The 12,624-nt window shown below is 69.3% G+C and carries 7 protein-coding genes and 1 pseudogene; 5 read left to right on the top strand and 3 right to left on the bottom strand.

Going from position 1 to position 12,624, the window contains the following annotated elements; genetic code table 11:
* Positions 1-263: 263 nt before the first annotated feature.
* From ACGFZF_RS12650 to ACGFZF_RS12640, 3 genes are all read left to right on the top strand, one after another.
* A complete protein-coding gene (locus ACGFZF_RS12650) occupies positions 264-695 on the top strand; it encodes an NfeD family protein (protein WP_252310256.1) in 432 nt (143 codons plus the stop codon).
* 3 nt (positions 696-698) lie between these two features.
* A complete protein-coding gene (locus ACGFZF_RS12645) occupies positions 699-1,781 on the top strand; it encodes an SPFH domain-containing protein (protein ID WP_252310255.1) in 1,083 nt (360 codons plus the stop codon).
* Between the two features lie 735 nt (positions 1,782-2,516).
* Entirely contained in the window at positions 2,517-2,837 is a 321-nt protein-coding gene (locus tag ACGFZF_RS12640; RefSeq protein ID WP_266353991.1) for a hypothetical protein, read from the top strand.
* Positions 2,838-3,470: 633 nt separating this feature from the next.
* On the opposite strand, the gene nhaA is transcribed toward ACGFZF_RS12640, so the two are convergent.
* Together nhaA and ACGFZF_RS12630 are read right to left on the bottom strand one after the other, a co-directional pair.
* Positions 3,471-4,769 carry a Na+/H+ antiporter NhaA gene (nhaA, locus tag ACGFZF_RS12635; protein ID WP_371593851.1) on the bottom strand — a complete coding sequence of 433 codons (1,299 nt, stop codon included), beginning with the start codon at positions 4,767-4,769 and terminating at the stop codon, positions 3,471-3,473.
* A 250-nt stretch (positions 4,770-5,019) separates the two neighbouring features.
* Complete coding sequence (locus ACGFZF_RS12630) at positions 5,020-6,561, bottom strand: alanine/glycine:cation symporter family protein (RefSeq protein WP_371593850.1); 1,542 nt, start codon at positions 6,559-6,561, stop codon at positions 5,020-5,022.
* A gap of 410 nt (positions 6,562-6,971) precedes the next feature.
* On the opposite strand from ACGFZF_RS12630, the pseudogene ACGFZF_RS12625 reads away from it, so the two are divergent.
* Both ACGFZF_RS12625 and ACGFZF_RS12620 read left to right on the top strand, forming a co-directional pair.
* Positions 6,972-7,364: pseudogene (locus ACGFZF_RS12625) on the top strand (ion channel); the annotation flags it as partial.
* Positions 7,365-7,555: 191 nt separating this feature from the next.
* Positions 7,556-7,681, top strand: a complete 126-nt coding sequence (locus ACGFZF_RS12620) for a hypothetical protein (protein ID WP_266354109.1) — start codon at positions 7,556-7,558, stop codon at positions 7,679-7,681.
* A gap of 6 nt (positions 7,682-7,687) precedes the next feature.
* Here ACGFZF_RS12620 and ACGFZF_RS12615 read toward each other — a convergent pair whose 3' ends face one another.
* Entirely contained in the window at positions 7,688-12,559 is a 4,872-nt protein-coding gene (locus ACGFZF_RS12615) for a DNA repair ATPase (protein ID WP_371593849.1), read from the bottom strand.
* Positions 12,560-12,624: the final 65 nt, after the last annotated feature.

Below are 12,624 nucleotides of genomic sequence, written 5' to 3'. Positions count from 1 at the left end.
AGAGATCGCGGCCTTTCCGATCGGGGCCGACGGAAGCGCACGCCTGCGTAGGAGGCTGCCCTCCTCGAAGGCGTGGACCTCGTCAAGGCTTCAGTCCTCAGCTACGGCGTCACGGAGCGGCCGCCGCCCAAGCCCCGGGCGAGGTTCAGGAAGCGGGTCAGGATCGTGCGGACTGCGCGGCCGGTTCCCGGCAGAATTCATGGGTAAAATCTCACAAAAGGTATCAATGGTCGCTCTCCTTCGCTTACGAGGAGGCGTGAGGCATGGATTCCTGGCTGATCTGGCTGATTGCCGCTCTGGCCTTGGGCGCAGTCGAGATCATCACGCTCACCGCCGCGCTCGGGTTGCTGGGGGGTGCAGCGCTGGTCACAGCCGTGTTCGCCGCCGCCGGCTTGCCCCTTCCCTGGCAGTTTCTGGTGTTCGCGGTCGTGTCGACGGTCGGCTTGGTCTTCGTCCGCCCGGTCGCGCTTCGCCGCCTGTCTTCCTCGCCGGACGGGCGCTTCGGCGTGGACGCCCTGATCGGCGGGGCCGCCTACGTGACATCAGAGGTGTCGAAGTGGGGTGGCAGAGTCCGTATCGGCGGTGAGGAATGGACGGCGCGCGCCTACGACGAGACGCTGGTGATCCCTCCCGGCACGACCGTCGATGTCATCGAGATCAAGGGCACCACCGCGCTCGTCTATCCCCGGGAGTGAGCCATGGAGATCTCCGCGTTCCTCATAGCCGGCCTGCTCGTCGCGGTCCTCGCGGTCTTCACCGTGGTGCGGGCGGTCCGGATCGTCCCCCAGGCCCGCGCCCGCAACGTCGAGCGGCTCGGACGCTACCACCGGACCCTGAAGCCCGGTCTCAACGTCGTCATCCCCTACATCGACCGCGTCTACCCGGTGATCGACCTGCGCGAGCAGGTCGTCTCCTTCAAACCCCAACCGGTCATCACCGAAGACAACCTGGTGGTCGAGATCGACACCGTCCTCTACTTCCAGGTCACCGACCCGCGCGCCGCCGCCTACGAGATCAACAACTTCCTCCAGGCGGTGGAACAGCTGACCGTCACCACCCTGCGCAACGTCGTCGGCTCCATGGACCTGGAAAAAACCCTGACCTCGCGCGACACCATCAACAACCAGCTCCGCGGTGTCCTCGACGAGGCCACCGGCAAGTGGGGGCTGAGGGTCAACCGGGTGGAGATCAAGGCCATCGACCCGCCGCAGTCCATCAAGGACGCGATGGAGAAGCAGATGCGGGCCGAGCGGGACAAGCGGGCCGCCATCCTCGGGGCCGAGGGTCAGCGCCAGTCCCAGATCCTCACCGCGGAAGGCGACAAGCAGTCCGCCGTCCTACGCGCCGAAGGCAACCGGACCGCCGAGATCCTCAAGGCCGAGGGGCAGTCGCGAGCCATCGACGAGGTGTTCCAGGCCGTCCACCGCAACGACCCCGACCCCAAGCTGCTCGCCTACCAGTACCTCCAGGCGCTCCCCCAGATCGCGCAGGCACCGGGCAGCACGCTCTGGGTGATACCCGGGGAGGTCACCTCCGCCCTCCAGAACGTCACCCGCGCCTTCAACGAGGTCCTCCCCCAGTCCACCGCCACCCGCGAGGCGTCCTCGGACGATCTCGCCGTCCAGGCGGCGAACGACGCGGCGAAAGCGGCGGAAGCCGCTGCCGAGGCCCTCGCCGACGCCGCAGAGGCCGACAGCGAAGCCGCCAGTGCACTCGCAACACGTCGCAAGGCCGGTGGACGCGGCGACGAGGCAGCACCGCCGCCCGGTCCGCCGAACTGACACCACTTCACGTCGATCACGACGGGACCCGCCCGAAATGCGCCGGCGCCGGTCTCATGCACGGGAGATGTACGAACACAACCGCTCGAACAACTCGGCGGCCTCGTCGAGGTGTCCTCCACCGGGTGACTCCTCCAACAGGTAGCGGCATGGCGGGCCGTTGCCCGCTCCAGGCGATCAGCGATCACACGCGTGGTCGCGGGCATGCGTGGATGGCCGGCCGGCAGAGCCCTGCTCAGGGGAAGGACCGGCAGCGAGGCCTTCAGGGGCCCCTTCCCGGCGACATGTGCGCAGCGGGAGCGCCCGGCAGGCTCCCCCCTGCGCGCCGGCCAGTGATCACGTCCCTGGCCCGGCACCTCGTCCCGACCATCACGGTTCTCGGCGCCCCCTTGCCGACCTGGCTGAGGACCAGCGCCTACGGAGCCAGTCGCCGCTTTCCCCGAGACCGGTCAGCAGAGCGGCGCTGACCGCACATGCCGAGAGGGAGGCGAGTTGGTCGGCAATCAAGCTGATGCCCCAGATGAGCACGGTGACCATGGCCCACCAAGCCGTGAGTGAGTTCCAAGACCGCCGCCCAGACTTCCTGGCACTCCACCGGCTGCTTCACGTATCCCTTACGTCGTCGTCTTGACGGGGCTCTGACGGCAGTTCGGACTGCCATACATTGCCGGAACCCGGCATGAATGCGTCACTTATCGGCCGTCTATCGTGGGCATACGCATCAGAGAGGTGTCCATGAACGGAAATCCGCTGTACCACGGCATCGCGCTGGCGGTAGGCACACTGCTCGTGCTCCCCCTGGCGCTGGCGGTGCTCAGCGGCTGGACGCCGCGCGGGCTCCGGGGGCGGCGGCTGGCCGTTCGTCCCTACGCATGGGCCCTCCTCTGCCTCTATGCCGTGATGCCGCTGAACGCCGTCCCGCGCATGATCGACGCACCCTCGGGCGTCGTCATGGCCTGCACGGGTCTGGGCTTCGGTTTCGTGGTGGCGGCCGCAGCGTGCTTCCTGCGCGCCGAACGGACCTCCCGCAGCGTGAACTCGCGGGCGAAGAGTTGACCGCGATGCCTGGAGGCAGGCTCCTTGGGTGGGTGCGACGCAACCTCACGGAACGCCGTATGGCGGTCGTCCTCGTGATCGTCGGCGTTCCTGTGACGCTGGCCGGCGCCTTGCTGTAGGCCCTGCCGGGCCCCGGTTTTCCGGTACTGGTCATTGGCCTCGCCACGCTCATCACGGGCCTGGTCATGCTGGGCTCACGGGCCGGCCACGGCTGAGCCGACAGGAAGACACCCTCGGCGCTCCTGCCAGTCCGCGCCGACCGTGGGGAACGGTGCCCGCTCGCGCGCGGTGTGCTGCCGTTCAACGTCGGGCGGCAGCCGAAAGTGTCTGACGACAACGGTCGTGCGGGAGTCAGTCCGAAGGTGGGCGTCCGCCGCTGGTGTACGCGACCAAGGTCCCCGCCAGCTACGCCCAGGGCAGGGGCCGGCGACCCGGCCGACCGCCAGCTGGCCAGGGCGAGAACACATGCCACCATCGCCCCGGCCGCCCACGCACGCGGATCCCACAGAAATCGCCGCTCTCGACGCCCGGCCCCGGGTTCTCGCAGCTCGGTGACCGCTGTCCTGGTCACGAGGGCGGCGATGACGATCGCCGGCCCAAGGAGCGCTGCGCCCGCCTGCACTCTCCTTCGCGTCAGCCGTTGGAGCCGGGCGTGAGGGTGCGCCGGTAGATGTCGGGGATCCCGTCGGCGTCGGCGTCGAGGGTCTCCTCCTCGTACAGACTCCGGTAGATCTTGTTCCTGCGCCGGAGCAGGACGGCGGCGAGCACGGCCGCGGTGAGGGAGGCGATCAGGACGGCGGCCTTGACGTGCTCACCGACCTCTTGGCCGGGGAAGGCCAGTTCGCCGATGAGGAGGGCGACGGTGAAGCCGATCCCGGCCAGGACGGAGAGGCCGAGGACGTCGGCCCATGCGAGGTCGGGGTTGAGCTCCGCCTTGGTGAAGCGGGCGGCGAGGTAGGTGCCGAGGAAGATGCCGAGGACCTTGCCGACGACGAGGCCGATGAAGACGCCGAGGGGCTCGGGGCTGGTGAACACTTCGGCCAGCGCGGGTCCGGAGATGCTGACGCCGGCGGCGAAGAGGGCGAAGAGCGGCACCGCGACGCCTGCCGAGAACGGGTGCACCAGGTGCGATACGCGGGCCCCCGGGGAGATTTCCTCGCCCTTGTCGCGGGTCGTCCGCAGGATGAGCCCCATGGCGACGCCCGCGACGGTGGCGTGGATGCCGCTGTTGTACATCAGGGCCCAGATCGCGATACCGAGCGGTACGTAAAACCACCAGCCGCGGACCCGGAGCCGCTGGAGCAGATAGAAGACTCCCAGGCCTGCGAAGGCTCCGCCCAGCGCCCAGAAGTTCAGGTCGCTGGTGAAGAAGATCGCGATGATGAGGATGGCGCCGAGGTCGTCGACGACGGCCAGGGTGAGCAGGAAGGCACGCAGGGCGGAGGGGAGGTGGGTGGAGATGACGGCGAGGACAGCGAGTGCGAAGGCGATGTCGGTGGCCATCGGCACGGCCCAGCCGTCGAGGCTGCCGCCCCCCAGACCGGCGGTGAGTGCGTACAGGGCGGCGGGCACGATCATGCCGCATGCGGCGGCGACGACCGGGAGGGCCGCCGTGGCGGGGGTACGTAGCTCGCCGACGACGAGTTCGCGCTTGAGTTCGATGCCGGCGACGAGGAAGAAGACCGCCAGGAGCCCGTCGGCGGTCCAGTGCCCGACCGACAGTTCCAGCCCGAGGGCGGGTATCCCGAAGTGGAAGTCACGTATCGCCTCGTACGCCCCGCTCCACGGGCTGTTGGCCCAGACCAGGGCCACGACTGCTGCCGCCAGCAGGACGAGGCCACCGATCGTTTCGGTGCGCAGGGCGGAGGCGATGGCCTGGCGTTCGGGCCACGGCATGAGTCCGAAGACGATGCGCGGGCGCGGGTCGATCATTGGAGTGGCCTTCCGGGGCGTCGGCTGGAAATGGGCACACGGCCCCTACATCGCCGACCAGACTTCCCGGCACACCGCGCGTCACCGGCAGCTCGGCTGCCCCATTGACGCGTTCTTTACACCCTATGGGAGATGCCCGGATACCACCAGAGGGGTTCTCACCTGCTGAAACGCAGATGAGTGGGCTCGTACACACCAAGGCGCGAGGTGTGTACGAGCCCACTCAGGAGCCGGGCCGCCGGGGGGACGGTCAGACGGTGGTCTTCACCGGCTCCTGGTCTTCGTCCTCGTCGACTTCGGTGTCCAGGCCGGCGTCGCGGCGGCGGACGAAGTCGAGGAAGGTGTTGAGTTCCCGCTTGACCACGGGGGCCAGCAGGTACAGGCCGATGATGTTGATGACCGCGAGCATGAACAGCACCGCGTCAGCCATGTCGATCAGGGTCTGCAGGGTGAGCAGCGAACCGGCGACAGCGAACAACGTGTAGAAGACCTTGAAGGTCAGCTCGCTGGTCCTGCTGCGGCCGAAGAGGTGCGTCCAGGCCTTCATGCAGTAGTAGCCCCAGGTCAGCACCGTGGAGATGGCGAACAGCATCACCGCGATGGTGAGGATGTACGGGAACCAGGGCAGGACCGTGCCGAAGGCGTCCGAGGTGATCGTCACGCCGCCGACACCTTCGCCCTTGCGGGCCTCGCCCCAGCTGGCCGGGTTGGCGATGACGATCGTCAGGGCGGTCATGGTGCAGATGACGACCGTGTCGATGAACGGCTCCAGCAGGGCGACCAGGCCCTCGCTGGCGGGGTGCTTGGTCTTGACCGCGGAGTGGGCGATCGGGGCGGAGCCGAGACCGGCCTCGTTGGAGAACGCGGCCCGCTTGAAGCCGATGATCAGCGCACCGAGGACACCACCGGCGACACCCTCGGGGTTGAAGGCACCCTCGATGATCGTGGAGATCGCGGACGGTACGGCGGAGACGTTGACGAGGATGACCACGATGCAGGCGACGATGTAGATGCCGGCCATCGCGGGAACGAGCTTGCTGGTGACGGAGGCGATGGAGCGGATGCCGCCGAGGAGCACGATGCCGACGATCGCGGCGATCAGGATGCCGAAGAAAAGGGCGCCGGCCGAGGAGCCCATCATGCCGCTCTCGCCGCCGGTGACGGAGACCAGCTGCGCGTAGGACTGGTTGACCTGGAAGAGGTTGCCGCCGAAGAGACCGAAGAACAGGATCATCGCCGAGGCGAGGACCGCCAGGACCTTGCCGAGGGTCTTGCCGCGGGCGCCGAAGCGCTCGGCCAGGCCCTTGGGCAGGTAGTGCATCGGGCCGCCGGAGACGGTGCCGTCGGCGTGCACCTCGCGGTACTTCACGCCGAGGGTGACCTCGACGAACTTCGTCGCCATGCCCAGCAGGCCGCAGAGGATCATCCAGAAGGTGGCGCCCGGGCCACCGATGGAGACGGCCACCGCCACACCCGCGATGTTGCCGAGGCCGACGGTGCCGGAGACGGCCGCGGTCAGCGCCTGGAAGTGGTTGACCTCACCGGTCGAACCCTTCTCGTCGTACTTGCCGCGCACCACGTTCACCGCCAGGCGGAACTTGCGTATCTGCACCAGCCCGAACCAGCCCGAGAAGACCAGGCCGGCCACCACGAGCCAGGCGACGATCAGCGGAAGCTGGGTTCCTCCGACGGGGACGGAGTAGAAGACGATGTCTCCGAGCCACTTGGCGATGGGCTCGAAGAATCCGCTGACGGCTTCGTCTACGGAGGTGGTGATGGTGTCGAGTGACATCAGGCTTTACCTCGATGGCGCAGAACCGGCGCAGTGCGGTGCGACGGTGTGAGTGCGGGCGGGCATGGAGCGAACGCCGTTGTCCGATCGGCGACCCTGGGCGTCTCGATCCGCGGACTCGGACCGTGACCTCCCTGGCCGTGCAGAGCCGGTGCATGCCGGCACTCCGCGATCCGGCGAGGGGTGGTACCGAAAGCGGAGTTGCGCATTCTTAGCACGCTCTTTACGGATTCTTTAGTGACGTGGATCACTCACCAGGGCCCGCGCCCCGGAAACCCAAGGGCTGGTGATGCGATCGTTATCCGGATTTGAGGTTCCACTGAGCGAACGAGCCTGCCTGATCTGCTGCGGTTCGGACCGATAGGTCATTGAGTGAGAGGGCCGCGGCGGGCGAAAGGAGTGTCAGGTGAATGGGATGGTCGACATCGCGGGGCGGCCCTGGTGCTGTTCGTCCTGCGGGATGTCTTCCACACGCTGCGGCATCCGACGAACCACGGCGGTCCGAGCAGGCTGGTCATGACGGGGCTGTGGCGGCTGTCCGCTTCGGTGGCCTCACGCCGTCGTGCGTCCTGACTGGCCGGCCCGATCGCGATGGTCGCTGTCGTAGCGGTGTGGGCGCTGGCCGTGGTCATGGGATGGGCACTGATCTACTGGCCGCACATGCCGCAGGCGTTCACCTACACCTACACCGCCGGGCTCTGCTCCCCGCCGAGCACTCGTCGTTCACGGACGCCCTCTACATCTCCTTGGTCAACATCTCGACGCTCGGCCTCGGTGACATCGCGCCCACCGAGGGATGGCTGCGGATCCTCGCCCCACTGGAGGCCTTCGTCGGCTTCTCCCTGCTGACCGCAACGGTTTCCTGGACACTCGGCATCTACCCGGCGCCGGCCAGCCGCGGGCGCCGGCACTCAGGCTGTCCCACCTCTCGCGCACGCATCTCACGGCGGAGCAGATCGACACGGACGCGCCCGACGTCAGGCTGTCCGCCGCCGTGCTCCGCACCGCGCTGGAGGACCTCGCCGTTATCCTCGACCAGCGCTTCCTCAACACCCAGGACAGGCCGCAGCAGGTCTTCGTCGCCTTCGCAGACGATCACGGACGCCACTCCGATGCCTGACGCGACTCACTCCTCGCGGGCCGCGTGCCTGCGGTTCGGGCGGATGGGCAGGTGGCGGGGGTCGGTGGCGCGAGTGATGGCGTTCTCCACGGCGGCTACCCGGTCGGCGAGCAGGCCGAGTGCGGCCACCGCCCGGCTCAGGGGGTCGTCGCCGGAGCCGCCGAGAGCCTGCGAGCGGACATACGAGGCGGTGATCTCGGCCCAGCGGGTCGCCTGGCCATGGGTGAGGGCACCGCGGAGGGCGGCGAGCTTGAGGAGGTTGGCCTCGGCTCCGGTGGTGAGGGTTTGGGCCTCCGATGTGTAGTGGTCGTCGATCAGCGCGGTCAGTTCGGCGTCGTTCATTGCAGGTGAAATGCGAGCCGCGATCTTGTTCATGTTGCGGTAGGAGCCTTGGAGCCGGAAGGGCGGCTCGGTGCGGCTCGCGTCGGTCTGCGCCGCGGATGCGATGTAGGCGTCATTGACCGCGAGGACCGTCTGCCGGGCGGTGAGCAGATGGCGCAGGACGGCGAGGATCCGGTCCAGTTCGGCCGGGGCGTAGGCGTGGGTGAGCCGGTCGCGTCGGGCAGTGGGGTCGTCGGCGGCGAGGCGTACGAGCAGCTCCAGGTCGGCGCGGTCTCGGGCGGCGAGTGGGGCGAGGACCGGGTTGGAGGTGAGGGCGTTCTCGACGAAGCTGAGGGCGAAGGCCTCCTCCTTGCCGGTCAGTACGTCCCCGAGGTTCCAGACGTCGGCTCGGTTCGCGAGCATGTCGGGGATGCGGAAGCGTTGCCCCGACTCGGTGTACGGGTTGCCGGCCATGCAGACGGCGAACCGATTTCCGCGCAGGTCGTGCCCGCCCAGGGTGCGGGTCGCGTCGCACAGCGGGATGAACTTCTGGAGCAGCTCGGGCGAGGTGTGCTGGATGTCGTCCAGGTAGAGCAGCACGTTGTTTCCGGCGGTGAGCGCAAAGTCGATCTTCTCCAGTTCGCGACGGGCGGCGGCATCCGGGGCCTCGGCCGGGTCGAGGGAGGTCGTGTGGTGGCCGAGGGCCGGTCCGTCCACCTTGACCAGGAGCAGCCCGAGGCGCTCGGCTACGTACTCCAGGAGCGTGGTCTTGCCGTAGCCGGGCGGGGAGACGAGCAGGAGCAGGCCGCTGCTGTCGGTGCGCTTGGCGTCCCCGGCCGCGCCCAGCTGCTTGGCGAGGCTGTCGCCGATGAGGGGGAGGTAGACCTCGTCGACGAGGCGGTTGCGGACGAAGGCGGACATGACCCGGGGCCGGTACGCGTCGACGCGCAGCTGGGTGCGCATCGACGCGAGGAGGGTGCTGCGGCGCTGCTGGTAGGTACGGAAGCCCGGGACGGCCTCGGCCGCGAAGTCAGTGGTGCGGGAGAGGAATTCGTCCAGCCTCAGGTTCAGGGAGCGCCCGGTGATCTGCGGATGGGTGCCGAGCAGGCCGGTGACGGTTGCCGTGGCCTCGCCGGTGACGTCGTAGCGCTCCAGGGAGGGGCACAGTTCGACGGCCGCGGCCTCGGCGATGTCGCCTGCGTCGATGTCCTCGCCGCAGGCCGCCGCGTAGGAGGTGAGCCAGCCCTCGACGAGGTGCCGGCGTACGGCCGGGTCGGGGAGTGCGGCCAGGTCCTGCTCGTACGGCGATACCCCTACGCTGCGGTGGAACTTCTCGAGGAGGATGCGGGCCGAGGCGGACACCGCGAATCCGGCGGGACCGGAAACCAACTCCTCGAAGAGGTATTCGGCAGCGCGGCCGACATCGGCCTCCTCGGTGAACCGGGTTACCTCGGCGGTGAGTTCGACCAGCAGTCCGTCGATGGCGGGGGTGAGCCCGAAAGTCTCGCGAGCCCTGGCCAGGGACACCGCGCGACGGGCGAAGTGGTCACGGAAACCCTCCGTCGTGCCGTGGGCCCAGAACAGAGCGGCCGCCGCGCGCTCGCGCGGAGGGTAGCGCAGCAGTCCGGCGCTCTCGCGCAGCCTCAGCAGCACGGTGAGGATCGCGGTGGCGTCGTGGTCGTGGACGCCCCTCTCGTAGCCCTCGTCGTACGCGGCTTCGGCGGCCTGCCGTACGAGCGTGGGCAGGTCAGCGGCGGCGAGGGCATCGGCGCCGTGCTCGGCCAGCAGCCGCGCGGCCAGGTACTCCGCCCGGTACACCCGGGGTGACTCGGACGGCAGCAGCCGACCCCAGTAGGGCCGGGTGGCGGCGAACTCCGGGTCGGTGACCGGGTGGCGGTAGTCGGTGCCGTTCAGGGCGAAGGCCAGGCCGTCCTGGTGCGGTACGAGGGTCAGCTCGGGGGCCTGGCGGGTGACGGCGAAGCGGTGGCGGCCCAGGCGGATCGTGTCGCCGCCGTCCGTGAACAGGTCGCCGCGGTCGCGCAGGGCACGTCCGGCCTCCTGGCGGGCGGCCAGCAGGCGGCCCGCCAGTTCCTCCGCCCTGACCGAATCGCCGAGCTGCCGCAGTTCGTCGGCGGTGCGGCGGACCTTGGCCGCCATCGGGTCCGAGGCGAAGTATGTGTTGATCTCGTCGAGGTTCTCCAGCCCCGATGCCCGGCGGGTGACCGTCTCCAGAACCCGGCGCGCGGACTCGGAGAGGGCTTCGGCGCGCCGGGCGCGGGCGTCCCGGAGGGTCTGCTGGCGCGAGGAGAACGCGTCGTGGATCTCGGTCCGCTTCTCGGTGATCTCGGCGAGGAATCCGTCGTGCTCGGCGAAGCGCGACTCCAGGTTCTCCAGTTGGAGGAGCAGTCGGGCGAGCTGGGCCTCGCAATCCTCGGGCGTGGCGGCGGCGGCCAGAGCGCCGGTGACGGCCTGGCCCAGGAGCGCGAACTCGGCTGCGAACTCGGCCCGCCCTTCGCGGTCGAGGAGTTCTCGGCGGCGGGCGCCGAGCGTGGCGCGGGCCCGGTTCACGGACCCGAGGACCTCGGCGATCCGCTCCAGGATGGTGGTGCGTACGGTCGCGTCACCGATGTCCAGGCCCGCGACGACCTCGACGAGGGTCTGGAGGCCGAAGGTCCGCTCCTCCAGCCGCTCCTCGACGGGGACGGCCTCGGCGACGGTGGTGATGCCCTCGGCGTCGGTGGTGAGCTGTTCGGCCTCGGCGTGATGGGCGGTGAAGGCGTTCTCGCGGTGCAGGAAGGCGACGGCACGCTGGGCCGTGGAGGTGATGTCGCCCTCCACGTTGGCGGCCAGGGCCTCGATGCCGTCGGTGTCCGCGTACCGCATCTCCTTGAGGGTGATCAAACGACCCTGTGCCCGGCGCAGTTCGGTGATGCGGTCGATCCACTCCTCGGCGGTGGCCGGGGCCTCGCCGCGGATACGGCGGATCAGCCGGGCGATCGACTGAGCGGATTCGGCGAGGGCGTCGGCAGCTTGCCGGGTGAGGACCTGGACGCTCTCGAATTCCTCCAGTACGTGTGCGGTGGTGGACCGGACCTCTTCGAGGGGGCCGCGCAGGTCCCCGGTCTCGGCGTCGCCGAGCCAGGGGAACCGGTCGGCGGCCCGGACGCAGGCGGCGAGCAGCGTCTCGTACACCGCCCCGGAGTGCGTGGCTTCGGTCTCTGTGGCTTGGCGTGCGATGGAAAGGCAGTCGGCGATGCCCCGCACCAGGTCGGCGTTGCCGATGCGGGCGAGCGGGCCGTTTCCGGAGGATGAGGCGTAGGTGTCGGAGGTGTAGGGGGTGTGCCAGATCTGCACGGGGTGCATACGGGCGGGCTCGGCGACGCCGGCGCGCAGGACGACGAGAGCGCCGTCGTCGAACAGGGCGTGGCCGTGGCAGGAGATGGGGGCGGCGACCTCCTTGCGGATGAGGTTGTAGGAGAGCAGCAGGCCGTGTCCTTCTGTGCGGGCGTGGAAGGTGAAGAGGACGTCCTCGCCGTTGGGAGAGCGCACGGCCTTCTCGAATTCCAGGTCCGTCGTGTCCGTGTCGAAGGTCTTCACGGTGCCCGAGGCGAGGCAGTAGCCGCCGGGGAAGACGATGCCCTCGTCGTCCGGCAGCCGGCGGCAGGACTGGCCGATGCCGTCGAGGCGGACAACGGTGTTCGTGACGGTGTTGAAGACCAAGTGACGGCTGGTCTGCTCCTTGTAGGGGCGGATCCGCAGCAGGATCAGCGAGCCCACGGTGGCGTAGGCGATCTCGGCGTCGGCGAGGGACTGCAGCGGCTCGTCGACCGGCTCGCGGTGGATCCCCTCGCCGGTCTCGGTGTCGTCGACGGTCTTGACGGTGAGCGCCCCGCCGACCGTCGAGACGAAGAGCCGCCCGCCGATGGAGGTGTGAGGGTGGCGGCCCAGAACGTGGTCGTCCCGGGTGGTCTCCCGCCACTCGACGTCGTGAGCGGGCGGGAAGACGTGGTCGCGCTCGCCCTGGGCATCCAGGAACCGTGCCTCGCCGGACGGGGTGAGGGACCAGCGCAGGACGCGGATGTCCTCGGCCTGCTCTCCGGTCTGGAAGACGGCCAGCAGCTTGCCGTCAACGTGGCGGAGCTGGAGCAGGCGCGCGGCCTGGTAGTAACGGTGCAGCGCCCCGAACTCCCGGATGAAGCCCGGGTCGTCGAGGAGGCCGGGCGCGGCACCCTCGGGGAGCGGGCTCAGGTCGCGGTCGTACAGGGCGAGCACGTCCCCGACGGACATCTCCCGCCCCTGGCTGGTGGCGCCGTTGAAGCCGAAGAGCAGCACGTCCCCGATGGCGGCGATGTCGCGGGGTACACGACGGTGCTCGGTGCGGATGCGCTCGGAGCCCGAAAGCGTGAGCCCGGCTCCGCCGAACTCGGCGATCCTGACGGTGTTGAGGGCCTCCGCGCGCCGGGCCAGCTCGCCGGCCTGCGCCACCAGCCGGTCGCGCAGCACCTCGTACGACAGCACCTCGGACGTACGGGCGTCCATCGCCGTGGCCGTGGTCATGTGTTCCAGCTCCCTCGTATGCAAAGTGGTGCTCTTCCGGAGCCGCCGACCCCTCCGCGGCGGCT

It is taken from the genome of Streptomyces sp. NPDC048338, from assembly GCF_043201055.1.
Classification (GTDB): domain Bacteria; phylum Actinomycetota; class Actinomycetes; order Streptomycetales; family Streptomycetaceae; genus Streptomyces.
Note: the sequence above shows the minus strand (reverse complement) of the source record. Positions and strands in the feature narration are given on the sequence as shown.

Coding starts and splice junctions, on each gene's coding strand:
- ACGFZF_RS12650 (WP_252310256.1), top strand. CDS start 264: ATGGATTCCTGGCTGATCTGGCTGATTGCCGCTCTGGCCTTGGGCGCA.
- ACGFZF_RS12645 (WP_252310255.1), top strand. CDS start 699: ATGGAGATCTCCGCGTTCCTCATAGCCGGCCTGCTCGTCGCGGTCCTC.
- ACGFZF_RS12640 (WP_266353991.1), top strand. CDS start 2,517: ATGAACGGAAATCCGCTGTACCACGGCATCGCGCTGGCGGTAGGCACA.
- nhaA (WP_371593851.1), bottom strand. CDS start 4,769: ATGATCGACCCGCGCCCGCGCATCGTCTTCGGACTCATGCCGTGGCCC.
- ACGFZF_RS12630 (WP_371593850.1), bottom strand. CDS start 6,561: ATGTCACTCGACACCATCACCACCTCCGTAGACGAAGCCGTCAGCGGA.
- ACGFZF_RS12615 (WP_371593849.1), bottom strand. CDS start 12,559: ATGACCACGGCCACGGCGATGGACGCCCGTACGTCCGAGGTGCTGTCG.